This window comes from Paludifilum halophilum (assembly GCF_002245355.1).
GTDB lineage: Bacteria > Bacillota > Bacilli > Thermoactinomycetales > DSM-45169 > Paludifilum > Paludifilum halophilum.
On record NZ_NOWF01000011.1, the window covers coordinates 16,745 to 41,074 of the forward strand.

The 24,330-nt window shown below is 52.8% G+C and carries 36 protein-coding genes; 1 reads left to right on the forward strand and 35 read right to left on the reverse strand.

What is annotated here, in order from left to right:
- Nucleotides 1-10: 10 nt before the first annotated feature.
- The 28 genes from map to CHM34_RS19595 all read right to left on the reverse strand — a co-directional run bounded on the left by map (nt 11) and on the right by CHM34_RS19595 (nt 15,062).
- Nucleotides 11-757: a type I methionyl aminopeptidase gene (map, locus tag CHM34_RS15550; RefSeq protein ID WP_094265532.1), complete on the reverse strand. Its 747-nt coding sequence runs from the start codon at nt 755-757 to the stop codon at nt 11-13.
- Nucleotides 754-1,407: an adenylate kinase gene (locus CHM34_RS15555; protein WP_094265533.1), complete on the reverse strand. Its 654-nt coding sequence runs from the start codon at nt 1,405-1,407 to the stop codon at nt 754-756. Before CHM34_RS15555 ends, map begins: the two co-directional genes overlap by 4 nt.
- Nucleotides 1,408-1,600: 193 nt before the next feature.
- Nucleotides 1,601-2,911, reverse strand: coding sequence for a preprotein translocase subunit SecY (gene secY / locus CHM34_RS15560; RefSeq protein WP_094265534.1), 1,311 nt, complete (start codon nt 2,909-2,911; stop codon nt 1,601-1,603).
- Nucleotides 2,911-3,351, reverse strand: a complete 441-nt coding sequence (gene rplO, locus CHM34_RS15565) for a 50S ribosomal protein L15 (RefSeq protein WP_094265535.1) — start codon at nt 3,349-3,351, stop codon at nt 2,911-2,913. The genes secY and rplO overlap by 1 nt, the downstream gene beginning before the upstream one ends.
- 40 nt (nt 3,352-3,391) lie before the next feature.
- Nucleotides 3,392-3,580 carry a 50S ribosomal protein L30 gene (rpmD, locus tag CHM34_RS15570; protein ID WP_094265536.1) on the reverse strand — a complete coding sequence of 63 codons (189 nt, stop codon included), beginning with the start codon at nt 3,578-3,580 and terminating at the stop codon, nt 3,392-3,394.
- A gap of 12 nt (nt 3,581-3,592) precedes the next feature.
- The gene (gene rpsE, locus CHM34_RS15575) at nt 3,593-4,090 is read right to left on the reverse strand and encodes a 30S ribosomal protein S5 (RefSeq protein ID WP_094265615.1); all 498 of its coding nucleotides are present in this window, start codon (nt 4,088-4,090) and stop codon (nt 3,593-3,595) included.
- A 17-nt stretch (nt 4,091-4,107) separates the two neighbouring features.
- On the reverse strand, nt 4,108-4,476 hold the full coding sequence (gene rplR / locus CHM34_RS15580; protein ID WP_094265537.1) for a 50S ribosomal protein L18: 369 nt from the start codon (nt 4,474-4,476) through the stop codon (nt 4,108-4,110).
- 30 nt (nt 4,477-4,506) lie between these two features.
- Nucleotides 4,507-5,043, reverse strand: a complete 537-nt coding sequence (gene rplF / locus CHM34_RS15585; protein ID WP_094265538.1) for a 50S ribosomal protein L6 — start codon at nt 5,041-5,043, stop codon at nt 4,507-4,509.
- 30 nt (nt 5,044-5,073) lie between these two features.
- A complete protein-coding gene (gene rpsH / locus CHM34_RS15590; protein WP_094265616.1) occupies nt 5,074-5,466 on the reverse strand; it encodes a 30S ribosomal protein S8 in 393 nt (130 codons plus the stop codon).
- 33 nt (nt 5,467-5,499) lie between these two features.
- On the reverse strand, nt 5,500-5,685 hold the full coding sequence (locus tag CHM34_RS15595) for a type Z 30S ribosomal protein S14 (protein ID WP_094265617.1): 186 nt from the start codon (nt 5,683-5,685) through the stop codon (nt 5,500-5,502).
- A 49-nt stretch (nt 5,686-5,734) separates the two neighbouring features.
- Nucleotides 5,735-6,280, reverse strand: coding sequence for a 50S ribosomal protein L5 (gene rplE, locus CHM34_RS15600; RefSeq protein ID WP_094265539.1), 546 nt, complete (start codon nt 6,278-6,280; stop codon nt 5,735-5,737).
- Between the two features lie 27 nt (nt 6,281-6,307).
- The gene (gene rplX, locus CHM34_RS15605; protein ID WP_240512053.1) at nt 6,308-6,688 is read right to left on the reverse strand and encodes a 50S ribosomal protein L24; all 381 of its coding nucleotides are present in this window, start codon (nt 6,686-6,688) and stop codon (nt 6,308-6,310) included.
- Between the two features lie 44 nt (nt 6,689-6,732).
- Nucleotides 6,733-7,101 (reverse strand): 50S ribosomal protein L14, encoded by a 369-nt coding sequence (gene rplN, locus CHM34_RS15610; protein WP_094265540.1) that lies wholly within the window; start codon nt 7,099-7,101, stop codon nt 6,733-6,735.
- Between the two features lie 31 nt (nt 7,102-7,132).
- Nucleotides 7,133-7,396: a 30S ribosomal protein S17 gene (gene rpsQ, locus CHM34_RS15615; protein ID WP_094265541.1), complete on the reverse strand. Its 264-nt coding sequence runs from the start codon at nt 7,394-7,396 to the stop codon at nt 7,133-7,135.
- Nucleotides 7,393-7,605: a 50S ribosomal protein L29 gene (gene rpmC / locus CHM34_RS15620; RefSeq protein WP_094265542.1), complete on the reverse strand. Its 213-nt coding sequence runs from the start codon at nt 7,603-7,605 to the stop codon at nt 7,393-7,395. Before rpmC ends, rpsQ begins: the two co-directional genes overlap by 4 nt.
- Complete coding sequence (gene rplP, locus CHM34_RS15625; RefSeq protein ID WP_094265543.1) at nt 7,595-8,029, reverse strand: 50S ribosomal protein L16; 435 nt, start codon at nt 8,027-8,029, stop codon at nt 7,595-7,597. The genes rpmC and rplP overlap by 11 nt, the downstream gene beginning before the upstream one ends.
- Before the next feature lies 1 nt (nt 8,030).
- On the reverse strand, nt 8,031-8,690 hold the full coding sequence (rpsC, locus tag CHM34_RS15630; RefSeq protein ID WP_094265544.1) for a 30S ribosomal protein S3: 660 nt from the start codon (nt 8,688-8,690) through the stop codon (nt 8,031-8,033).
- 20 nt (nt 8,691-8,710) lie between these two features.
- Complete coding sequence (gene rplV / locus CHM34_RS15635) at nt 8,711-9,052, reverse strand: 50S ribosomal protein L22 (RefSeq protein ID WP_169713776.1); 342 nt, start codon at nt 9,050-9,052, stop codon at nt 8,711-8,713.
- A 32-nt stretch (nt 9,053-9,084) separates the two neighbouring features.
- A complete protein-coding gene (rpsS, locus tag CHM34_RS15640; RefSeq protein WP_094265546.1) occupies nt 9,085-9,366 on the reverse strand; it encodes a 30S ribosomal protein S19 in 282 nt (93 codons plus the stop codon).
- A gap of 42 nt (nt 9,367-9,408) precedes the next feature.
- Nucleotides 9,409-10,248 carry a 50S ribosomal protein L2 gene (rplB, locus tag CHM34_RS15645; protein WP_094265547.1) on the reverse strand — a complete coding sequence of 280 codons (840 nt, stop codon included), beginning with the start codon at nt 10,246-10,248 and terminating at the stop codon, nt 9,409-9,411.
- A gap of 28 nt (nt 10,249-10,276) precedes the next feature.
- The gene (gene rplW / locus CHM34_RS15650; protein WP_094265548.1) at nt 10,277-10,564 is read right to left on the reverse strand and encodes a 50S ribosomal protein L23; all 288 of its coding nucleotides are present in this window, start codon (nt 10,562-10,564) and stop codon (nt 10,277-10,279) included.
- Nucleotides 10,561-11,187, reverse strand: a complete 627-nt coding sequence (rplD, locus tag CHM34_RS15655; RefSeq protein WP_094265549.1) for a 50S ribosomal protein L4 — start codon at nt 11,185-11,187, stop codon at nt 10,561-10,563. The genes rplW and rplD overlap by 4 nt, the downstream gene beginning before the upstream one ends.
- A 29-nt stretch (nt 11,188-11,216) precedes the next feature.
- A complete protein-coding gene (gene rplC / locus CHM34_RS15660; protein WP_094265550.1) occupies nt 11,217-11,843 on the reverse strand; it encodes a 50S ribosomal protein L3 in 627 nt (208 codons plus the stop codon).
- Nucleotides 11,844-11,879: 36 nt separating this feature from the next.
- Nucleotides 11,880-12,188, reverse strand: coding sequence for a 30S ribosomal protein S10 (gene rpsJ, locus CHM34_RS15665; RefSeq protein ID WP_094265619.1), 309 nt, complete (start codon nt 12,186-12,188; stop codon nt 11,880-11,882).
- An 867-nt stretch (nt 12,189-13,055) separates the two neighbouring features.
- Entirely contained in the window at nt 13,056-13,541 is a 486-nt protein-coding gene (locus tag CHM34_RS15675) for a hypothetical protein (RefSeq protein WP_094265552.1), read from the reverse strand.
- An 85-nt stretch (nt 13,542-13,626) separates the two neighbouring features.
- A complete protein-coding gene (locus tag CHM34_RS15680; protein WP_094265620.1) occupies nt 13,627-13,863 on the reverse strand; it encodes a barstar family protein in 237 nt (78 codons plus the stop codon).
- A 39-nt stretch (nt 13,864-13,902) separates the two neighbouring features.
- Entirely contained in the window at nt 13,903-14,316 is a 414-nt protein-coding gene (locus CHM34_RS15685) for a CDI toxin immunity protein (RefSeq protein ID WP_094265553.1), read from the reverse strand.
- An 11-nt stretch (nt 14,317-14,327) separates the two neighbouring features.
- The gene (locus tag CHM34_RS19595) at nt 14,328-15,062 is read right to left on the reverse strand and encodes a hypothetical protein (RefSeq protein ID WP_206093822.1); all 735 of its coding nucleotides are present in this window, start codon (nt 15,060-15,062) and stop codon (nt 14,328-14,330) included.
- Nucleotides 15,063-15,230: 168 nt separating this feature from the next.
- Between CHM34_RS19595 and CHM34_RS15695 the strand changes: the two genes are divergently transcribed.
- On the forward strand, nt 15,231-16,514 hold the full coding sequence (locus tag CHM34_RS15695; protein ID WP_094265621.1) for a YjiH family protein: 1,284 nt from the start codon (nt 15,231-15,233) through the stop codon (nt 16,512-16,514).
- An 89-nt stretch (nt 16,515-16,603) separates the two neighbouring features.
- Here CHM34_RS15695 and CHM34_RS15700 read toward each other — a convergent pair whose 3' ends face one another.
- From CHM34_RS15700 to CHM34_RS15730, 7 genes are all read right to left on the reverse strand, one after another.
- Entirely contained in the window at nt 16,604-17,344 is a 741-nt protein-coding gene (locus tag CHM34_RS15700) for a thioesterase II family protein (RefSeq protein WP_169713778.1), read from the reverse strand.
- A 327-nt stretch (nt 17,345-17,671) separates the two neighbouring features.
- Complete coding sequence (locus CHM34_RS15705) at nt 17,672-19,381, reverse strand: carbon starvation CstA family protein (protein ID WP_094265555.1); 1,710 nt, start codon at nt 19,379-19,381, stop codon at nt 17,672-17,674.
- Between the two features lie 164 nt (nt 19,382-19,545).
- Complete coding sequence (gene tuf / locus CHM34_RS15710; protein ID WP_094265556.1) at nt 19,546-20,736, reverse strand: elongation factor Tu; 1,191 nt, start codon at nt 20,734-20,736, stop codon at nt 19,546-19,548.
- 111 nt (nt 20,737-20,847) lie between these two features.
- Nucleotides 20,848-22,923 (reverse strand): elongation factor G, encoded by a 2,076-nt coding sequence (fusA, locus tag CHM34_RS15715; RefSeq protein ID WP_094265557.1) that lies wholly within the window; start codon nt 22,921-22,923, stop codon nt 20,848-20,850.
- A 46-nt stretch (nt 22,924-22,969) separates the two neighbouring features.
- Nucleotides 22,970-23,440 (reverse strand): 30S ribosomal protein S7, encoded by a 471-nt coding sequence (rpsG, locus tag CHM34_RS15720; protein ID WP_094265558.1) that lies wholly within the window; start codon nt 23,438-23,440, stop codon nt 22,970-22,972.
- Between the two features lie 38 nt (nt 23,441-23,478).
- Entirely contained in the window at nt 23,479-23,892 is a 414-nt protein-coding gene (rpsL, locus tag CHM34_RS15725) for a 30S ribosomal protein S12 (RefSeq protein WP_094265559.1), read from the reverse strand.
- Nucleotides 23,893-24,038: 146 nt separating this feature from the next.
- Nucleotides 24,039-24,287, reverse strand: coding sequence for a ribosomal L7Ae/L30e/S12e/Gadd45 family protein (locus CHM34_RS15730; protein WP_094265560.1), 249 nt, complete (start codon nt 24,285-24,287; stop codon nt 24,039-24,041).
- Between the last annotated feature and the right edge of the window lie 43 nt (nt 24,288-24,330).

Below are 24,330 nucleotides of genomic sequence, written 5' to 3' on the forward strand. Positions count from 1 at the left end.
CCTTCACCTATTACGCTGTGGTCAATATTTCGTGGCCGTCTTCCGTGATCGCGATGGTATGCTCAAAGTGGGCACACAGGGAGCCGTCCTGCGTGACGACTGTCCAATCGTCAGCCAACGTTCGCACATGCCGTTTACCCGCGTTCACCATCGGTTCGACGGCCAACGTCATCCCGGGCTTGAGGCGGGGTCCGAAGCCCGCCGGACCGAAGTTGGGAATGTTGGGTTCCTCGTGCAGATTTTGACCCACACCGTGTCCCACGTATTCGCGGACGATGGAGAAACCGGCCTCTTCAGCGCAAACCTGGATCGCATGGGAGAGATCCCCGGTTCTGTTACCCGGCTTCGCCTGGTCCAGCCCTTGATACAGGGACTCTTCCGTGACACGAAGCAGTCGGGCCGTCTCTTCGGAAATCCGCCCCACAGGGTACGTCCATGCGGAGTCGCCGTGATAGCCCTGATAATGTGCGCCGATGTCAATGCTGATGATATCTCCCTCGTTCAGCACCCGATTCCCGGGAATTCCGTGAACCAGCTCCTCGTTGACGGAGGTGCAGACACTTCCCTTAAAACCGTTATAGCCCTTAAAGGAGGGAACGGCTCCCTGTTTTCGAATGAATTCCTCCGCGATCCGATCCAGTTCTTTCGTGGTGACACCAGGTCGAATCGCTTCCTTCAAAAGCTGGTGCGTCTCATAGACGATCCGTCCTGCAGCCCGCATCGTTTGTAATTCCTTGGACGACTTCAGAATGATCATCGGGCTCGGCTCCTGAGAATGCTCAAAATCGACTCGGTCACTTGCTCGATCGACCGGTTGCCATCGATTCTGCGCACATTATCCTGATCATGATAGTAATTCAGAAGAGCCCGGGTCTGTTCCAGGTTGACCTCGAGCCGTTTAGCCACCGTCTCTTCGCGGTCGTCATCCCGTTGATAGAGGGATCCGCCGCAACGGTCGCATACACCGTCTTTTTCCGGGGGTGCGAATACCACATGGTAGGTCGCCCCGCAATCGCGGCAAATGCGACGCCCGGTCAACCGTTTCAGCAATTCTTCCTCGTCCACTTCGATATACAAGACATGGTCGAGGTGCCGCCCCATCTCCTTCAAGTTTTGATCCAATGCTTCCGCCTGGGGCACGGTGCGGGGAAAACCGTCCAGCAGAAAACCCTCGGCACAATCATCTTTGCCCAAGCGCTCCCGGACGATACCGATCGTGACCCGGTCCGGTACCAACTGTCCTTGATCCATGTAGGATCTGGCTTCCAGACCGAGGGGCGTTCCTTCCTTCACCGCCGCCCGGAACATATCACCCGTGGAGATGTGCGGTATGCGGAGCGCTTCGGTAATCCGGTCGGCTTGCGTACCCTTCCCGGCACCGGGCAACCCCATCAGCACAATATTCAAGCTTATCCCTCCCGGTGGTGTCAAACAGGGCGGTTCGCCTGCAGATGCCCCTGACCGAGGCATCTCGGCCGCCGGGTTTCACCCGGCGAGCGCCGGCTGCGTCCTGCCTCAGAAACCGATCAATCACACACTTGTACTCACAAAAGTTTACATTTCAAGAGTGAATCCCCGGAAACCTTCCAGGGCACCCGATTTATTTGATAAACCCTTTGTAATGCCGTTTGATGAGTTGGCTCTCGATATTTTTCATCGTTTCCAGAGCAACGCCGACCACGATCAGAAGGGAGGTTCCGCCGATCTGCACCGACTGAGGCAATCCTGCCAAGGAAGTGAAGAATACCGGCAGAATGGACACCGCCGCCAGGAATAAAGCCCCCGCCAGCGTCAGCCGGTTCATAACCTTGGTCAAGAAGATGGACGTATTTTTTCCCGGTCGGATTCCCTGGATATAGCCGCCGTTTTTCTTCAGCTGATCCGCCAACTGCACCGGATTGATCTGTACGAAGGTGTAGAAGTAGGTGAATCCGATGATCAGAAAGACGTAGATAACCATGCCCAGCGGGGCGTTGTAGCTGAGATTGGCTATGATCCAATCAGCAAAGGCATTACCCTGCCAGAAGCTGGCCACCGTCGACGGAAAAATCAACAGCGACATGGCGAAGATAACCGGAATCACCCCGGCGGCGTTCACCTTCATCGGTATATAGGTGGACTGGCCGCCGAACATTTTACGTCCGACCACTCGCTTCGCGTATTGTACCTTGATCTTGCGAATCCCTTGCTGAATGAAAATCACGCCGGCCACGATCAAAATGAGAACCGCCACGATCAGGGCTACTTTAACGATGCTGAGAAACACCTGATCCCCGGCATCGGCGAACTGAGATTCATAAATCTGTTGAGCCGCCGGCGGAATACCGGCAATGATCCCGGCGAAGATCAGAATGGAAATCCCGTTTCCGATCCCTTTATCCGTGATCTGCTCACCCAGCCACATCAGGAAAGCGGTACCGGCGGTCAAGGTGATGGCGATCAGAGCATAGGTAGCAAAACTGGGGTTTTCGATAAAGCTCATCCCCAATCCCCCGCCTGCGCGGTTAAAACCGAAAGTCAGTCCGACAGACTGGATTAATGCCAGCACAATCGTACCATACCGGGTGACCCGTGCCAACTTGCGGCGTCCCACTTCCCCCTCTTTGGCCCACTGTGCAAACTTCGGAATGACATCCATCGTCAACAGCTGCACGATAATTGATGCCGTAATGTAGGGCATAATCCCCATCGCAAAGATGGAAAAGTTCAAGAAGGCTCCGCCGGAGAAAGTGTTGATCAGACCGAACACCCCGGCACCGGTGCGTTCAGCCATGGCTTTCAACGCTTCGCTGTTGGTGTTGGGGACCGGGATGAAACTGCCGATCCGAAAGACAACCAGCATGGCCAGCGTAAACAGGATCCGACTTCGGAGATCCCCCACTTTCCAAATGTTGCTCACGGTTTGAAACATCAGAGCACCTCCGTCGTGCCTCCGGCGCTTGCGATTTTTTCCGCCGCCGCAGCAGAGAACTTATGAGCTTTCACCGTCAATTTGACCTTCAGTTCCCCATCAGCCAGCACTTTCAAACCGTCTTTCATGTTTTTCACCACGCCGGATTCCCGGAGCAGCTCGGGTGTGACCACAGTCCCCTCGTCAAACCGGTTGAGTACATCCAAGTTGATCACGGCATACTCCTTCCGGGTGGGGTTGGTAAACCCGCGCTTCGGCAGACGCCGATAGATCGGATTTTGTCCCCCTTCGAACCCGGGATAAGTACCGCCGCCGGCACGGGCTTTTTGTCCCTTATGACCGCGTCCCGCCGTCTTTCCTTGGCCTGCGGAAATTCCGCGGCCCAGGCGCTTCCGGGATTTCCGGGCCCCTTTCGCCGGTTTCAGTTCGTGAAGTTTCATCCTTCGCACCTCCTCTTCGAGTCTACCTTGGAAAAAGAGATTACTCCTGTACTTCTTTGACATCGATCAGGTGTTTCACCTGGTTGATCATGCCGCGAATCGCCGGGGTATCGTTTTGGACTACGGTTTGTTCCCGTTTTTTCAAACCCAGAGTCCGGACGGTGACCCGCTGGCTTTCAGGACGGCCGATCAAACTCCGTTTGAGGGTGATAGCCAGTTTGTTCGCCACGATCGTCCCTCCTTATCCTAACAGCTCTTCCAGGGATTTTCCGCGCAGTTTGGCAACCTCTTCCGGCCGTTTCATGCTTTGGATTCCCTGGAGGGTGGCCCGGACCATGTTGATCGGGTTGTTGGAACCGGTGGACTTGGTCAGGATATCCCCGACTCCGGCCACCGTTAAAACGTCGCGGACGGCACCGCCGGCAATCACACCGGTACCTTTGGAAGCCGGCTTCATCAGGACTTTGCCGCCGCCGTAGTGTCCGATCACATCGTGCGGGATGGTGCTTCCGGAGAGCGGGATGCTGACCATGTCCTTTTTGGCGTTTTCCACGCCTTTTCGGATCGCTTCCGGCACCTCGGCGGCCTTACCGATTCCGGCGCCCACTTTCCCTTTTCCGTCTCCGACGACGACCAGGGCGCTGAAGCTGAACCGGCGACCCCCTTTGACCACTTTGGCCACCCGGTTGATGCTGACTACCTTTTCATTCAGATCGTCTTTCGCCTGCTCATTCCTCACGGGTTTACCTCCTTTGCTCAAAACTCGAGTCCTCCTTCGCGGGCACCTTCAGCCAATGCCTTGATTCTTCCATGGTAAAGGTATCCACCGCGGTCGAACACGACCTTTTCAATCCCTTTCTCCTTCGCCCGTTTAGCGATGAGTTCGCCGACTTTACGGGCGGCTTCCGTGTTGCCGCCGTAAATATTGCTTTCTTTCAGGTCGCTGTCCAAAGTGGATGCCGCAACCATCGTATGGCCTCTTACATCATCGATCACTTGGGCATAGATGTTTTTCGCCGAACGGAATACGTTCAAGCGCGGGCGCTCCGAAGTACCCATGATCTTTTTACGGACCCGGACATGACGCCGTTTCCGGTTTTTATTTCGATCTTGTTTGCTGATCACGCCGCTTTCACTCCTTTCTCAGGAACGCGATTACTTCCCGGTTTTCCCTTCTTTGCGACGAATCCGTTCATCGCTGTATTTGATCCCTTTACCTTTGTAAGGCTCCGGCTGGCGGATCGAACGGATGTTGGCGGCTTGTGCCCCCACTCGTTCCTTGTCGATCCCTTTGACCACGATCTGGGTTTGAGAGGGAACTTCCAGCTCCACTCCTTCAATCGGGTTGACCTCCACCGGATGGGAGTATCCGACGTTCAGGACTACATTGTCGCCCTTCTTCTGGGCCCGGTATCCGACACCCGACAGTTCCAGGGTTTTGGAGTAACCGTTGGTCACCCCTTCCACCATATTGGCCACCAGACTGCGGACCGTTCCATGCATGGCACGGTGCTTCCGCTGTTCACTCGGCCGCTCCACAAGGACTTCGTCCCCTTCCACTTTCACCGCGATTTCCGGGCTCAAGTCGCGGGTCAGGGTTCCCTTCGGCCCCTTGACGCTGACGGTCGAACCGTCTACATTCACTTCCACCCCATTGGGAATGGAAATCGGTTTTTTACCGACACGGGACATGTTGGTTCACCTCCATCCTTTCCGCCGATCTTACCAGATATAAGCCAGTACTTCGCCGCCTACTTTTGCGTTGCGGGCGTCCTTATCCGTCATAACCCCTTTGGAGGTGGACAGGACCGCAATCCCCAAACCGCGAAGAACGCGGGGGACCTCGTCATTTTTGGCGTAGACGCGCAGACCGGGCTTACTGATCCGTTTCAGACCGGTGATCACTCGTTCGTTGTTGGATCCGTACTTGAGAAAGATTCGAATGATCCCTTGTTTGCCGTCCTCCACATATTCCGCATCGCGGATAAAACCTTCACGCTTCAGGATTTCCGCCATCTCCCACTTCAGCTTCGAAGCCGGTACCTCCAGGCTCTCATGGCGAACCAGGTTCGCGTTACGGATGCGGGTCAGCATATCAGCAATCGGGTCAGTCATCAACGTTCATTCACCCTCCTTTCACTCTCTCGCTTACCAGCTCGCTTTTTTCACGCCGGGAATCTGCCCTTTATAGGCCAATTCACGGAAGCAGATCCGACACAGTTGAAACTTCCGAATGACGGAATGCGGCCGTCCGCACCGCTTACAGCGAGTGTAGGCGCGTACTTTGAACTTCGGGTTCCGTTTCGCCTTGGCGATCATCGATTTCTTGGCCAACTGGATTCCCTCCTTTTTCATAAAATTGCAGTGTCAGTGGCCCTTCTTGTTACCGCTGCCGGAAAGGCATACCCATCTGGGTCAACAGCTCCCGAGCTTCTTCGTCGGTATCGGCCGTCGTCACGATGACGATGTCCATCCCCCGTACTTTATCCACCTTATCGTACTCGATTTCCGGGAATACCAGTTGCTCTTTCAAGCCCAAGGTGTAATTCCCGCGACCGTCAAAAGCCTTGGGGGAAATTCCGCGAAAGTCCCGCACCCGGGGGAGAGCCACATTGATCAGTTTATCCAGAAAATCGTACATGCGCTCACCGCGCAAGGTGACTTTGGTTCCGATCGGCATTCCCGCTCGCAGTTTAAAACCGGCGATGGATTTCTTCGCTCGGGTCACCACCGGTTTTTGGCCGGAGATAATCTCCAGGTCTTCCACGGCGGAATCCAGCGCTTTGGGATTTTGAACCGCTTCGCCCACGCCCATGTTGATGATGATTTTTTCGATCTTCGGTACTTGCATGGGAGACTTGTATTCGAACTTTTTCATCAGCGCCGGCGAAATTTCCGATTGATACCGCTCTTTGATACGCGCTGTCAAGAGTCCCTTCCTCCTTTCCTAGCCGTTTTATTTATCCAGCGCTTCACCGGATTTTTTGGCGTAACGAACTTTTTTTTGCTTGCCACCCTTGCCTTCTACAAACTTGTAACCGATACGAGTCGGTTCCTTGCTCTGCGGATCCTCAACCATCAAATTGGACAAGTGAACCGGCGCTTCCTGCTCGATGATGCCCCCCTGAGGGTTATCCTGGGTCGGACGGGTGTGTTTCTTTACCATGTTCACACCTTCCACCAGGGCCCGCTGTTCGTTCGGGTATACCTTGAGCACCCGCCCTTTGGTATAAACCATCTTTCCGTTCTTATCACGGGTCGGAGCATCTTTTCCACGCAACACGATCACAGTATCGCCCTTTTTGATATGCACCTTGTTCGGACGTTTGGTCTCCATGCTCGGCACCTCCTTACTCACCGGAAATCAGATGTACGCCGCGATTAAAGCACTTCCGGCGCCAGTGAAATGATTTTCATGAAATCCCGTTCCCGGAGTTCCCGGGCCACCGGTCCGAAGATCCGGGTTCCGCGCGGGCTTTTATCGTCGCGAATCACCACAGCGGCGTTTTCATCGAAGCGAATGTAGGATCCGTCATTCCGACGGGTGGATCGGGCCGCCCGAACAATGACGCACCTTACGACGTCTCCCTTCTTGACAACGCCCCCGGGTGTTGCTTGTTTTACCGTGGCAACGATGACGTCACCGATCCCTGCCGACTTGCGTTTGGATCCGCCCAAAACCTTAATGCACATCAGTTCCCTCGCACCGGAATTATCCGCGGCACGGAGGCGGGTTTGCGGCTGAATCATCGGTCTCCCTCCTTCCGCCAGTCAAATAAACTTAAACGATCACGGCTTCTTCCACGATCTCAACCAGGCGCCACCGTTTATCCTTGGACAGCGGCCGGGTTTCCATAATCCGGACAACGTCGCCGACTTTGGCTTGGTTTTCTTCATCGTGTGCTTTGAACTTCTTGCTGTACTTGACCCGCTTCCCGTACAGGGAGTTACGCTTGTAGGTCTCGACTGCGACGACGATCGTTTTGTCCATCTTGTCGCTGATGACCTTGCCGACACGTACCTTCCGGCTGTTTCGTTCGGTCATGCTTGTTTCCTCCTTTCGATTCCCAGTTCACGCTCCCGAATCACCGTCTTGGCGCGGGCGATATCTTTGCGAACCTGGCGGATCCGGGCGGGATTATCCAACTGCCCGGTTGCCGCCTGGAACCGGAGGTTGAACAATTCTTCTTTCAGCGAGGCTAACTTCTGTTCAATTTCCGCGGTGGTCATCTCAATCAGCTCTTTAGCTTTCATCTTGTCCACCACCCGCCTCATCTCGAATTACGAATTTCGTCTTGATCGGAAGTTTGTTGGCCGCCAGCCGCATCGCTTCGCGGGCCACATGTTCAGGCACACCGGCCAGCTCGAACATGATCTTGCCCGGCTTGACGACTGCCACCCATTTTTCCGGAGAACCTTTACCGGAACCCATCCGAACTTCCAAAGGTTTTTGAGTGATCGGTTTATCCGGGAAAATTTTGATCCAAACTTTCCCACCCCGCTTGATGTAACGGGTCATCGCGATACGAGCCGCCTCGATCTGCCGGTTGGTGATCCAGGAAGGTTCCAGCGCTTGCAGACCGTATTCGCCAAACGCGACTTCCGTCCCGCCTTTGGCCCGGCCTCTCATGCGACCGCGATGTTCCTTACGAAACTTCGTGCGTTTCGGCATTAACATGTTACTTGCCTCCTTCCGCGTCTCCCTTTTTCTTGGCCGGGAGAACCTCACCGCGGTAGATCCACACCTTCACACCGATTCTTCCGTAGGTGGTGTGGGCTTCCGCCATACCGTAATCGATATCCGCACGCAGGGTGTGCAGCGGAACCGTTCCTTCATTGTATCCTTCGGTCCGGGCGATGTCCGCACCGCCGAGACGACCGCTCACCTGGGTGCGCACCCCTTTGGCTCCAGAGCGAAGGGTCCGCTGGATGGTCTGTTTCATCGCGCGGCGGAAAGAAATCCGGCGCTCCAGCTGTTGAGCGATATTTTCCGCTACCAGACGTGCATCCAGTTCGGGGTTTTTAACCTCGTTAATATTGATGTGCACTTTCTTGCCGGTCAATTTGGTCAGAGCTTGGCGCAGGGCTTCCACTTCGGAACCGCCTTTTCCGATCACCATCCCCGGCTTGGCGGTGTGAATGGTCAGATTGACTCGGTTCGCGGCCCGCTCGATTTCCACCGTGGAAACCGCCGCATCCTTCAGGCGTTTCGCCAGAAACTCACGGATCTCAATGTCTTCATGCAACATGTCGGCATAGTCCTTGCCGCCGTACCACTTGGATTCCCAATCGCGGATGACGCCGACACGCAACCCTACCGGGTTAACTTTCTGACCCACGGATCAATCCCTCCTTCTTTCTATTTCTCCGATACGACCACTGTAATGTGGCTGGTTCGCTTGTTGATTCGAGTGGCGCGCCCCATCGCACGGGGGCGGAACCGTTTCATAGTCGGCCCTTCGTCCACCAGCGCTTTCTCCACAACCAGCTCTTCCGGATTCAGGTTGTAGTTGTGCTCCGCGTTGGCGACTGCCGATTTGAGTACCTTCTCAATCACCGGTGAAGCCGCGCGAGGCGTGAATTTCAAAATGGCCAGGGCCTCACCCACGCTCTTGCCGCGGATCAGGTCGATGACCAACCGTGCCTTGCGGGGAGCGATCCGCACATAGCGGGCAACAGCTTTGGCTTGAGTCGCTTCCATCATCTGACCTCCTCTCGTGTCAATCGGCCCGTTTACCGTTTGCGGGTTTTTTTGTCGTCCCCGGCATGGCCTTTGAACGTCCGCGTAGTGACGAACTCGCCCAGCTTGTGGCCGACCATATCTTCGGTCACGTATACCGGGACATGTTTGCGTCCGTCATGCACAGCGATGGTGTGACCGATGAATTCGGGGAAAATGGTGGAACGACGGGACCAGGTCTTGATCACCTTCTTGTCGTTCTTCTCATTCAATTCCCGGACTTTTTTCAACAAATGATTGTCTGCAAAAGGCCCTTTTTTCAGGCTGCGACCCATGCATCCAACCCCCCTTCGATCGTTTCGTCACGGAAAAACGAATTACTTTTTCTTCTTCTTGCGACGACGGACGATATATTTGTCGGACGGCTTGTTTTTCTTCCTGGTTTTGTAACCGACAGTCGGTTGGCCCCAGGGAGACAGCGGGGACTTGCGTCCGATCGGAGCGCGCCCTTCACCACCGCCGTGGGGGTGATCCGCCGGGTTCATCACAGAACCGCGAACCGTCGGGCGTACCCCTTTCCAGCGGGAACGACCGGCTTTGCCGACGTTGATCAGCTCGTGGTCCAGATTGCCGACCTGACCAAGTGTAGCGCGGCATTCCTGACGAACCATCCGCGTCTCGCCGGAAGTCAGACGGAGAATCGCATACTTACCGTCTTTCCCCAACAACTGAGCCTGCCCGCCTGCAGCGCGAACCATCTTTCCGCCGGCGCCGGGCTTCATCTCGATGTTGTGAACGGTGGAGCCCACCGGAATGTTTTTCAACGGGAGCGCATTGCCCACCTTGATATCCGCATCAGGACCGGACAAAACGGTTTCGCCCACTTCCAACCCTTTCGGATGAAGGATATAGCGCTTCTCCCCATCCGCATAGTGGATCAGAGCAATGTTGGCGGAACGGTTCGGATCGTATTCGACGGTGGCAACTTTACCGGGTATGCCGTCTTTGTTCCGTTTGAAATCGATGATCCGATACTTCCGCTTGTGTCCGCCGCCTTGATGGCGCGTCGTAATGCGGCCTTGGTTATTGCGGCCCGCTTTTTTGATCAAGTTGGTCATCAGAGATTTTTTCGGCTTGTCAGTGGTGATCTCATCAAAGGTGGATACCGTCATCCGCCGGCGACCCGGAGAGGTCGGTTTAAAATGCTTGATGCCCATGGAATGTTCCCTCCTTTACTTCGGAATATTAAACTTCAAAGATCTCGATGCCTTTGCTGTCGTCGGTGAGCTTGACGATCGCCTTTTTGCGGTTCGGGGTACGGCCTTCATAGCGCCCCATCCGCTTCGGCTTGCCCTTGACCCGCATCGTGTTGACTTGGGCCACTTTCACATCGAAAATCTTTTCGATCGCTTTTTTGATTTCCGTCTTGTTGGCCTTCAAATCCACTTCGAAGGTATACTTGTTCTCTTCCATGAAATCAGTGGTCTTTTCCGTCACCAGCGGGCGACGGATGATATCGCGAGGATCCTTCACTGCCCCAGCACCTCCTCTACGCGGGACACCGCATCCCGGGTGATGATCACTTTATCGTGATCCAGCACATCCAGGACGTTCAACCCCTTCGCATCGACAAGCTTCACTCCGGGGATGTTCCGCGCGGACAGAGCGACATTTTCGTCGTAGCCGTTGCTGACAACCAACGCTTTTTGGCCCGCTTCCAAGTTGGAAAGCAGCTTGACCATTTCTTTGGTCTTCGGTGCATCGAAGCTGAGTTGGTCGAGCACGACCAGGGTGTCGTTCTTCACTTTGGAAGACAGCGCGGAACGGATAGCCAAACGGCGCACCTTTTTCGGCAGCTTGTAATTGTAGGTGCGCGGTGTCGGACCGAACACAACGCCCCCGCCGACCCAGATCGGGGAACGGATACTACCGTGACGGGCGCGACCCGTACCTTTTTGTTTCCAAGGTTTGCGTCCGCCGCCGCGCACGGCTGCACGGTTTTTGACAGCATGGGTCCCGCGGCGCTGAGATGCCTGCTGCATCACGACAGCGTCATGCAGAACCGCTTCGTTGGGCTCAATGCCGAATACCGATTCGGATAATTCCATTTCGCCCACTGGACTGCCGTTCATGTCAAGTACGTTTATTTTCGGCATATCGTCTCCTCCTTTCCCGGCACGTTTGATTACCGAGCTTTCACTGCAGACCGAATCGTCACATAGCTGTTTTTCGGCCCCGGGATGGAACCCCTTACGAGAACCAAGTTCTTATCCGTGTCCACTTTCACCACTTCCAGGTTTTGCACGGTCACTTTTTCCCCGCCCATGCGTCCCGGCAAGGTTTGACCCTTGAAGACGCGCATCGGGTCAATCGCGCCCAAAGCACCCGGGCCGCGATGATAGCGAGAACCGTGAGTCATGGGGCCGCGGGCTTGATTGTGCCGTTTGATCGCACCGGTAAACCCTTTCCCCTTCGACGTGGCGGTGATATCAACGACATCACCTTCGTTGAACAAGTCCGCTTTCACTTCCTGCCCCAGCTCGTAATCCGCCGGGTTCATACCGCGGATTTCCCTCACGAAACGCTTCGGAACCGCACCCGCTTTTTTGGCGTGACCCGTTTCCGGTCGGTTGGCGCGATGTTCCTTTTTATCCGCGAAACCGAGCTGAACGGATTCGTAACCGTCGCTCGCCTTTTCCTTCTTTTGAAGGATGGTGCAGGGGCCTGCGCTAATCACCGTAACGGGAATCAACGTTCCGTCTTCGGTGAACACTTGAGTCATCCCCAGTTTTTTACCGAGCAACCCTTTCACGTCGTACACCTCCTACCAACAGGTTTTCGTTTATGCTTATAATTTGATTTCAATATCCACACCGGACGGTAAATCGAGTCGCATCAGCGCATCCACCGTCTGCGGCGTCGGGTTGACGATGTCGATCAATCGCTTGTGGGTCCGCATCTCGAACTGCTCCCGCGCATCCTTGTACTTGTGAACCGCGCGCAACACCGTGTAAACGGCGCGCTCCGTGGGAAGCGGGATCGGTCCGGATACATTCGCCCCCGTTCGATTAGCCGTATCGACGATTTTTTCCGCCGACTGATCCAAAGCGCGATGGTCATACGCTTTAAGGCGAATGCGAATCTTTTGTTTTGCCATGTATGCCCCTCCTTTTCGCTCATTTTGTAAATGAACTTGCTCCGCGGAAATTTCCCTCCACCCATGGCAAAGGGGCCGGGTGTGTCGGCAACCTTCCGCATCATCGCCGTCCATGACCAACATTCCTCATTATATACAAATCTAAAGGCGGATGCAAGGAAAGGATGCATCCGCCCCGGATAAAAAGGTTCAGGTTTTAAACCCAATAGCATCTGACGAGAGTCTATCCAATCAATCCATTTGCTGAGGATCCGAGACAGTACGCCCGTTTCCGGTCCTTTCATAGGGAGACCCCGGGAGTGATGACCGCGGCAGATCCTCTAAGTGCAAAAAGATCGCCGACCATTCTCCCGATTGATAGCAACCACTTGAAATGACCGGACACCCCTAGAATATCCTTCGATCCACTTTTGTTCCTCTAAAATAGCTTTCGATTACGATGTTCAGGTTCTCAATATAGTCAGATGATGATTCTTGTGGATACTTATCAATCTCGGATAAGTCATTGGGAGATAAGTGAAAAATAAATGAACGTAGTATATAGCTGTAACTTTTCACTAACATCGTAGAAATATCCCGATCCAACGGTTCCCTTTTATTAACAATGTTAATCACACTATTGAAATATTCCCGGTAGGATTTTTCATCAAATCGGTTTCTTTCGTGTAAAAAGTAAATAAAACTACCTTTTTCGCCTCTGACATTCTTCTTTAAGACCAGGATATCTTGATCCAATAAATTCAACTTCCTTTATTATGTCGAATAATAAGTGATCATGTAACCAGCCATGATTATTGCCATGGCCGGGTACATGACATTTTTATTTAAGACCCATTGAAATCTCTTATTCGTTAAACTGGATTCACCCTATTTTGAAATAGTCCCTATTAAAGACCTTCCTTTAATACGTTCTCTGATAAAAAACTGAACATCCGTTCTATCTTCCGTGTCACTTTCCGGATCAATATGATCGATCCCTTGGACCCTATGATACCGACTCTTTTCTTCTTGACCGTGGTCCTTATAGTAGATACTTAAGGATATGTGATTGAGAACATGGCCCGGAAAATACTGAATCGAGCGTTTTAATTCTTGAACATACTCCTGCGTCATATCTTTGGACTCATAATACCATGCTTTGGCAAAGGCCAACATGGATCGGTACTCAGGATTGTCAGTTTGCGCTTGGCTCAACTTCTCAAAAACGTCTTCACTCACTCCCTCTACCATTGTACTCAAATCTTGCATTCTGGATAAAACGAGCAACGCATCCAGGTTATCCGGTTCAATGTCCAAGGCCTTTCGCAGGCAATCCATACTTTTAAAGTCATCAGCAATGGGAGGAGCAAACAACCGTACCCCCAATCATAAAAGACCGGGATGATGAATAGTCAGCCCCATCTCCCCTGATCAGAAACTGCTTCAACGATTACAGGCTTTAGAAAACCACCAACTTAAAATTACCATCCAATTCTTTCTCAGTGGTTTCAATCACTTTATCCGCATATTCTCTTATATTCTTCTTACACTGATTAAAGTTTCTCCACTCTAATGTAATCGGTAGACTGACCCACCCTGTAAGACAGTCCCAGAGAACGTCCAGATTCTTTCCGTAGTAAGTCGGTAAATCAAGGACTTTCTTTAGTTCCAGATGGAGCTCTTTTTGATTTGAAATTTTGTTACATCGAGAATTGCTGGTTGTATAAAGCCTCCTTTAACATTCGAGTGGTTCCCCGTCCTGTGGATGCTTTCCATATATGATCTCCCCTTCATGATAAAATTCAATGACGAAAGAAGAGGTCGGATTAAACAGCCATGTGTCAAAGCTGACTGCTGTAATATCATCGATCGCCTCCATCACATTTTTCATTTTCGATTGAACAACCGGGTAACTTCCATCACTCCAAATTAAATATAACGCTTCATCGTGCACGGTATTTGTAAAACCGGAGATTTCCGACAAGTCTTCAATCTCCTTTTTCACCCTAACTTTGTCCCAATCAATCCTCCCGTTTATAGCGACAGGAAATAACCGACACATTGCTTCAACCACCCGATTGGACTTTTCTTCAGACAGCACTTCACAATGTTCCCCTAAAGCATCTAAGCATTCTTCGAATAAGGTCATTTTTAATTCACCTACTTATTAAGATGTTTCAACAATTTGTTGTAAGTTTCTTCATTGCCTGGAAAGCGAATATACATTTTTTTAGCCCTATTACCTTTCCCTTCCCGAAAGTCTTCTATGTTTATATGACATCCTTTTTCCGGGTCATAATCCAGTCGCCACCTAACTTTACCATCAGCCGATTGTCTTCCAATTACTTTCCCGTAACCTGCACTTGATGGTAAACGACCAGTTACTTTAGTTGCTCCTGGTCCCAAATCTCCTATTATGTCCAAAGCTTTATTTCTCGCTTCTTCATAAGATTTTGCCGGTGGTAGCTCAATTTCCTTATTTGACCTTTTAGGTTTAGATTTGCTCTCTCCTTGATTGGTATCTTTACAACCCTTTTTCTTCTCCTTCGCACAAACCAGCCCGATGAAAAAATCATCGACTTCCTTGATCCCTTTCCAGGCTGTCTTTCCACCGGCTTTTCCCCACTTCCACCCTTTTCCGATTCCGACAGGGATGCCGCTGATGAAGCGATCGCCCCGTTCCCACCATCCCAGCTTTTCGCCGGTACGCTCATCGACACCGTTAATCGAGGATTTCATATCATCCCAAAACCACCAACCCACCGGGTCACTGATGGCGTAACGCCCTTCCTCTTTGATTGGGAATCCATCAATTGACCCGGGCGGATGAAGGGGCTTATAGTGAACGTCGCTGCAAATGGAATATTTTGTTCGACCCAAAATTGACGCGTTCATTTGATTCTTCGCACGGTTAAATAATAAAATAGAGAACAAGGATGAATCCGTTTTCAGACCTCATCGCTAAAACAGAACATTCGAGGTGATCACAGCTTGAAGGAAAACCACGAACCATCCCGTTCTCTATCCGATTATTTACGGTTCATTCTACCTTCTTTGGTCGGAATGGCATTATTTATGATTCCTTTTTCCTATGAGGGTGAGATCACGATCCCCGTCGCTTTGTTGGCGGGATGGGTTGAAGAAAATTTTGCGGAAATTCTCCCTTCGGTCATGACGGCGATTATCGGCCTGACCGTTCTCGGGTCTCTGCTCGCCAGCCTGGCCAAACCCTCCTTCATCATGAATCGTCCTTTTTTCAAATCGTTATTTCATGTCACCCCCCTCTGGTTGGCAACCCGAATCCTGGGTCTCCTCTTTGCCGTCCTCACCCTGTTTCAGTGGGGCCCGGAATGGATCTGGTCTGAAAATACCGGCGGCATGCTTCTTTACGATCTGATCCCGGTCTTGTTTTCAGTTTTTCTATTTGCCGGGCTGTTTTTGCCGCTTTTGATGAACTTCGGATTGCTGGAGTTGTGCGGAGCTTTGTTGACTCCCATTATGCGGCCCATCTTTACCCTGCCGGGTCGCTCTTCCATCGATTGTCTGGCTTCCTGGATGGGTGATGGAACGGTCGGTGTCCTGTTGACCAATAAACAATATGAAGAAGGGCACTATACGAAACGGGAAGCGGCCGTTATCGGAACCACCTTTTCGGTCGTCTCGATCACGTTTACCATCGTGGTACTGCAACAGTTAGAACTAAGTCACCTGTTTATCCCGTATTACTTCACCATCGTTTTGGCCGGGTTTGTAGCCGCGGTCGTTCTCCCGCGCATCCCACCCCTGTCCAAAAAGTCCGACACTTTTTACCACGAGGTTGCTAAAAAACAGGAGGATCCCGCTCCCCATAACACCTCCACTTTCCAACGGGGGATCCAACTGGCCATCGACCGGGCGAAGGGCAACCGAATGGCCTCGGTTATGAAAGGCGGCCTGCAAAATGTGTTGGACATGTGGATGGGTGTGGTACCGATTGTGATGGCCTTGGGCACCACTGCCCTGATTATTGCGGAGTTTACCCCTTTCTTTCAATATCTGGGCGCTCCCTTTGTTCCTCTGTTGTCGCTGTTACAGGTTCCCGCCGCTTCGGAAGCGGCCCAGACGATGGTGGTCGGCTTTGCAGACATGTTTCTCCCAGCCGTCATCGGCAGCGGTATCGAAAGCGAGTTTACCCGGTTTGTCATCGGCTGTGTCTCGGTGGTACAGTTGATCTACATGTCCGAAGTCGGCGGATTGCTCCTCGGTTCCAAGGTGCCTGTCGACCTTAAAGACCTGATCATGATCTTCCTGTTGCGGACGTTGATTACATTGCCTGTTATCGTTCTGATGGCCCATCTCATCTTTTGAACCCGTTTCCTAAAAAAGGCCTTTTACAGGCCTTTTTTGTGTTTAATCGTGAATAATCGGTTGAGACAATCCACCCGTTTCGAATCGGTTCAAATCCTTGAATGGGCGGATGGAGAAACCGGGGAACCCAAAAGAGTTTGTTGAATCGTTTTCAGAACCTCTTTCCAATGATCATGGATGAAAAAATGCCCTCCCTCGAATGGATAGGTTCGGGTTCCTTTAGCAGTGAGTTCCTCCCATTCCCTTGCTTCCGAACCACTCATGATCTCGTCTCTTGTCCCGTACAAAACAGAAATCTCTGATGTTAACAGCCGCCTGCCCGTCGGATATCGATAGGTTTCGGCCACGCGATAGTCTTTACGAAGAACCGGGAGGATGAGTTCCAGCAGTTCCTTCTCTTGCAACACTTCCTTCGGTGTCCCGCCCAACTGATAGATCTCTTGAATAAATTCCTGATCCCTGAGCCGGTGAATTTGTTTTTGGGAATCTTTCATATGGGGAGCTCGTTTCCCCGAGACAAACAAGTGCTGTGGCTTTTTGTCCCCCTTTTCCATCAATCGATGGGCCATTTCATACACCACCAGGCCCCCCAGACTGTGTCCAAACAAGGCATAGGGCAGGTGATCCTCCAATTCCTTCCGGACCCGGGGATAGAGATCCTCCACCATTTCTTCCATGCTGTCGCAAAGCGGCTCATTCATTCTGGTTCCCCGACCCGAAGGTTCAATCGGCACCACATCGATAGAAGGATGGATGTTGTTTTTCCAGGAATCATAGATCCTGGCTGAACCACCGGCATAGGGGAAGCAGAGCAACTTCACTTGCATCATACACATCTTCATCCTTTCATCGAATTCTCTGTCTCGATCCAGGCGTGTTGATTAACCATGTTTTAGGCGGGGAGATCGTGTTCTCCCACGCTCCGGTTGCCATCCGGCAAGGAAGTAAAGTCTGTCCGCTCCGAAGCCCCCGGTCGGGCACGGGCAAAGCCATTCGGAAGCATTACAAGGGAGAATCTTGCCCCTAAGCGCCCTCCCTCCATCTTCTCCGCTGAGTAGGATGGCAAAGGTCGCTATGGTAGAACACGATACCCCTATTCACACCCTGTTTATTGGATAGTCAACAGCCTTGGCCTCGATCCACTTTCTGATCCGTGATTACGACCGGTTGAATTCCGAGATTTCCGATTCCGATCTTCGCAGGGCTCCTTTTCCTTTGCGGAAAATAAAGATCGCCTCCAGGATCAGCCAAATTACAAAGCACAACAGCAATAAACCCAAGAACAGGAGTAAATACTGTTCGGTGAGGTAGTACGACTTTAAGTTCATCAACATAGCCCAGGAAGTCATCGACAGAAGAAAAATCATCGGAATCAGCGTATAAACCATATTCCGGGACAAACGCCACAACCAAATGGAGAGAACCAGCAGTGTCAATCCCCCCACCAGCTGATTGGTAGTCCCAAAAAGAGGCCAGATCAAATATCCTCCGCGACCGTCCTCCTGGGAGAAAATCAACAACAGGCTGACTCCGGTTCCGACGGCGGCGGCGATCGGTTTACGGGTCAATACTTGGAATCTGTAGGATTCTCCCAGCTCACTAATGATATAACGCATGAGCCGAATGGAGGTATCCAGGGAAGTGGCGGCAAAGCTGATCACGATCACAGCGACAAAGACCTCGGCGATTCCCTTGGGAATACCCAGCCCACCGGCAAAGAGAGCCGCTCCCTTGACAAAAGCCGGCAAAGCTCCTTCCCCCGCTTTGGCAAAATCGGCATAATGGGCTTGCCACTCACCCAGAGTCGAAAAAGCGGCTACGCAGGCGATAATAGAAAGCAAAGCCAAGGCCCCTTCTCCAACCGCTCCGAAATAACCGATATACCGGGCGTCCGTTTCTTTATCCAGTTGTTTGGAGGTGGTACCGGAGCCGATCAGCCCGTGAAAACCAGAGATCGCCCCGCAGGCGACGGTGATAAACAAAATGGGAAACCATGGAGGAGAATCCGCAGGGACCCCGGAATTAACCGCCGGTGCTACGACATCCGGATTGATCACGAACATTCCCGCATATAAAATGAATAATCCCAAAAACAATTGGTGCGAATTAATATAGTCCCTCGGCTGCAACAACAGCCAGACCGGCAAGACGGAAGCGATCAAGCCGTAAGCCATCAGAATGAGAATCCAGAAAACAAAGGGATTGATCTCCAAACCCGCCACGGTCCAGCCACTCACATCGACGGGTACATAATATCCCACCAGGACAAACCCGTATAGCACAGCCAAACCGACAATCGAGGGAAGGAAAAGGCCCCCTTTCCGCCGATAGACCATATATCCGATCGCTGCCGCCAAGGGAATTTCGACGAAAATCGGCAGAACACTCCCCGGAAAGTTGATGAACAGATTGGCGATCGCCCAGGCGAAAACGGCATTCACCATAATGACCAAAAAAAGAATGATTAACAGAAACAGGGTTTTGGCCCTCGGTCCGATGATATTCCGGGCGAGGGACCCCATCGACTGACCCCGGTGCCGATTGGCTATGACGATGGAGCCGAAATCATGCACTCCGGCGATAAAAACGGTACCCAGAATCACCCACAACAACGCGGGAAGCCAACCCCAGAAAACAGCGATCGCAGGTCCCAGAATCGGAGCGGCGCCGGCTACAGAGGAAAAATGATGACCCCACAAAACTTGTTTAGGGGTGGGGACATAATCCACTCCGTCTCGGTACCGGTGAGCGGGAGTTACAAAATCCGGATCCAGGCAATACACTTTTTCGGCAATCCATTTTGAATAAAACCGATATCCCAGAAAAAAAGCGATAAAACCCAAAAAGGCGAGAATCACAGCACTCATCACTGTCCCTCCCACAGTATTCGGATCATTTCATTATTCCATCGATTCGCCGCCTGAAGGGATTTCTCCTTTTTATTCCGGGCGATCGGCGCATGGGGTTCGTCCCAGCCATGGCAAATAAAAAAGAACCTCCCGAAAAACGGGAGGTTCCTGAGTCGTCTCGATTACTCATGAATTTCGGTAACAGCACCAGCGCCGACAGTTCGACCGCCTTCACGGATCGCGAAGCGGGTACCGTCTTCGATAGCGATCGGGGCGATCAATTCCACTTCCATTTCCACGTTGTCCCCGGGCATGACCATTTCAGTGCCTTCCGGCAGTTGGATGACACCGGTAACGTCGGTGGTGCGGAAGTAGAACTGCGGACGATAACCGTTGAAGAAGGGGGTGTGGCGTCCGCCTTCGTCCTTGGAGAGAATGTACACTTGAGCTTTGAATTTGGTGTGGGGGTTCACGGAACCGGGCTTCGCCAGCACTTGACCGCGTTGAATTTCGTCGCGGCTGACCCCCCGCAACAGAGCACCGATGTTGTCACCGGCTTCCGCCTGATCCATCAGCTTGCGGAACATTTCCACCCCGGTGATAACCGTCTTCTTGGTTTCATCTTTCATCCCGATAATTTCAACTTCATCGGAAACCTTCACAATCCCGCGTTCCACACGACCGGTGGCCACAGTACCGCGACCGGTGATGCTGAAGACGTCTTCCACCGGCATCAGGAAAGGCTTGTCTTTATCCCGTTCCGGGGTCGGCACGTAGTCGTCGATTGCCTTCACCAGTTCGAGAATCTTGTCGGCCCATTCGCTGTTCGGATCTTCCAGCGCTTTCAGAGCGGAACCGGATACGACCGGGATGTCATCCCCCGGGAAGTCATACTCGGACAGCAGTTCGCGGACTTCCATTTCCACCAGTTCCAGTAGCTCTTCGTCGTCCACCATATCCACTTTGTTCAGGAAAACAACGATGCTCGGAACGCCGACCTGACGGGACAGCAAAATGTGCTCCCGGGTTTGGGGCATCGGACCGTCAGCGGCGGAAACAACCAGAATGGCTCCGTCCATCTGAGCGGCACCGGTGATCATGTTTTTGACGTAGTCGGCGTGACCCGGGCAGTCCACGTGGGCATAGTGACGGCTTTCCGTTTCATATTCCACGTGGGAGGTCGCAATCGTAATCCCGCGTTCTTTTTCTTCCGGGGCGTTGTCAATGGTGTCAAAGGCGCGGGCTTCCCCTTCACCGCGATTGGCCAACACGGAGGTGATCGCAGCGGTCAGAGTGGTTTTACCATGGTCAACGTGGCCGATGGTGCCGATGTTGACGTGCGGTTTTGTACGCTCATACTTCGCTTTAGCCATGGACTAAAATCCTCCTTTAAACTTCCTTTTAAATGTAAAGATGTATAAGGGAGAAAGCCGTGCGCGGCATAACCGCTCTAGGCTTTCTTCACCGATGGGATGCGCTCCGGATTATTCGCCGGCATTCTGGGCGATAATCTCATCCGCGATCGTTTTCGGAACCTCTTCATAATGGTCGAAGTGCATCGTGTAGTTCCCTCGCCCTTGGGTCCGGGAACGCAGATTGGTCGCGTAACCGAACATCTCAGCCAGGGGAACGATTGCTCGAATCACTTGGGCACCTCCGCGGGCTTCCATTCCTTCCACGCGTCCGCGGCGGGAATTGACGTCACCCATCACATCACCCATGTATTCTTCGGGAACGACGACTTCCACCTTCATGACAGGCTCCAAGATCACCGGGGAGCACTTGGACTTGGCCGCCTTCAGCGCCATGGATCCAGCGATTTTAAAGGCCATTTCCGAGGAGTCCACATCGTGGTAGGAACCGTCGTAAATGGTTGCCTTTAGGTCCACGAGGGGATAGCCTGCAAGGACCCCGTTCTGCATCGCTTCTTCCACACCCGACTGAACGGCCGGGATGTATTCCTTAGGAACCACACCCCCGACAATCTTGTTGACGAATTCGAAACCGGCGCCTTCTTCCAGAGGTTCGAATTCGATCCAGACGTGGCCGTATTGACCGCGTCCGCCGGACTGACGGATAAACTTCCCTTCCACCTTCGCACCGGAGCGGAAGGTTTCGCGGTAGGCCACCTGGGGTTTACCTACGTTGGCGTCCACCTTGAACTCCCGCTTCAGACGGTCAACGATGATGTCCAGATGCAGTTCGCCCATCCCGGAGATGATCGTCTGTCCGGTATCCTCATCGGTTTCCGTGCGGAAAGTCGGGTCTTCCTCCGCCAGTTTGGCCAGTGCCACAGCCATCTTATCCTGGTCGCTCTTGGTCTTCGGCTCGATCGCCACATCGATCACAGGCTCGGGGAAGATCATTGATTCCAGGATAATCGGGTTTTTCTCATCGCACAGGGTGTCCCCGGTCCCGGTGTCCTTCAGGCCCACGGCGGCGGCGATATCCCCGGCGTAAACCGTCTTCTTCTCCTTCCGGGAGTTGGCGTGCATCTGCAGAATGCGCCCAACCCGCTCCCGTTTATTCTTCGCGGTGTTGAGAATGTAGGAACCGGAATTCAAGGTTCCGGAGTAGACCCGGAAAAAGGTCAACTTACCTACATACGGGTCGGTCATGATCTTGAAGGCCAGAGCGGAGAAGGGCTCGTCGTCATCGGAAGGACGTTCGGCTTCACTTCCGTCCGGCAACTCCCCTTGGATCGCCGGAACGTCCAGCGGAGAGGGCATATAGTCGACGACGGCGTCCAGCATCAGCTGAACCCCTTTATTTTTGTAGGAAGAACCGCAGAGAACCGGAATGATCTGAACGTCGCAAACCCCTTTGCGCAAGGCAGCTTTCAGTTCCTCTTCCGTGATCTCTTCGCCTTCCAGGTACTTCATCATCAGCTCTTCGTCCAGCTCGGCGATGGATTCGATCATCTGAGTACGGTACTCTTCCGCCTTCTCTTTATATTCGTCCGGGATTTCCCGGGATTCGGCGCGAGTACCCAGATCATCCACGTAATAGTACGCTTCATTTTTGATCAGGTCGATAATTCCCTCAAAGGAATCCTCGTATCCGATCGGAAGCTGAATCGGAACGGCGTTGGCCTGCAGCCGTTCTTTCATCTGATCGACTGCGGCATAGAAGTCCGCACCGACAATATCCATTTTATTGACATAGGCAATCCGCGGGACCTCGTATTTGTCCGCTTGGCGCCATACGGTTTCCGATTGGGGTTCTACGCCGCCTTTGGCACAGAAGACCCCGACCGCTCCGTCGAGCACACGCAGGGAACGCTCCACCTCGACGGTAAAGTCCACGTGTCCGGGAGTATCGATGATATTGATCCGATGATCGTTCCACTGGCAAGTGGTCGCAGCGGACGTAATCGTGATTCCCCGCTCCTGTTCCTGTTCCATCCAGTCCATGGTGGCGGCGCCTTCATGCACCTCACCGAGCTTGTGCACTCGGCCACTGTAAAACAGGATCCGTTCGGTGGTCGTGGTTTTACCGGCATCGATGTGAGCCATAATCCCGATGTTGCGCGTGTCTTTTAAGGAGAACTCACGTGCCATCGGAAATGTCTCCTTTCATCTGCACAGTGGTTGAGGACCCTCTATATCACCAACGATAGTGAGCAAACGCACGGTTTGCTTCTGCCATCCGGTGGGTATCCTCTTTCTTCTTGACGGCGGAACCGGCATTGTTGGCAGCGTCGATCAACTCATTGGCCAAACGGTCCTGCATCGTCTTTTCACCGCGCAGGCGCGCATAATGGACCAACCAACGCAAACCTAAACTGGTACGCCGTTCCGGCTTCACTTCCACCGGTACCTGGTAGTTGGCGCCACCGACACGGCGCGCTTTCACTTCCAAGACCGGCATCACGTTTTTCAGGGATTGTTCGAAGACTTCCATCGGGTCTTTGCCCGTACGATCCCGTACAATGTCAAAGGCATCATAGAGGATGGATTGGGCTTTCCCCTTCTTCCCGTCGTACATCAGCCGGTTGATCAGACGGGTGACCAACTTGCTGTTATAGATCGGATCCGGCAATACTTCCCGACGGGGTACGGGTCCTTTTCGAGGCATCGGTTTCCCTCCCTTACTGCGATTTTATCGTCCATCGATTATTTCTTCGGTCGTTTGGTTCCATATTTGGAACGACCCTGCGCCCGGTTTTGCACACCGGCGGTGTCCAGTGCGCCCCGAACGATGTGGTAGCGAACACCCGGCAAGTCTTTCACACGACCGCCGCGAACCAATACCACGGAGTGCTCTTGGAGGTTGTGACCGATACCCGGAATGTAAGCCGTCACCTCGATACCGTTGGTCAAACGAACACGAGCGTATTTACGCAGAGCGGAGTTCGGCTTCTTCGGAGTCATCGTCCCCACACGGGTGCAAACTCCGCGTTTTTGCGGAGAACTTTGGTTGGTCATCTCCTTGCGGTAGCTGTTGTATCCGTATTGCAGGGCCGGCGCGGTGGATTTTTCAACCTTGCGCTTCCGCCCTTTGCGGATCAATTGGTTAATCGTCGGCATCCTCGTCACCTCCTTCAAGTTTAAGTCCACAGAGCCAGGCGGATCATTTTGAGGTACAAAATTGGAACCCCTACCCAAACTTGAACCGCGTCCGTCAAATACCCGGCACGCGGCTTCGGTTCGGTAACGGGTGATCCAATCATCGCTCAATCGATAATGGCTGCCGTCGCTGCTCCTACATCAATGCCACAAGCTTTGCCCAATTCCTTCATGGAATCGACGTAGACGACGGACACACCGTAGTTGCGGCACAAGTCAGCCAGGGATTCCCTGATACGATCATCAGCATCCCGGGCAATCACCACTTGTTGTGGCGATCCTTGCTCAATCGCTTTTTTTGTCTGCTTGGCTCCGATGAAGAGGGTTTTCGCTTTTTTCACTCGATCATAAGACACCGAATAGCCCTCCAAAGTGTTTTTGACCCAAGCACACGTCGAT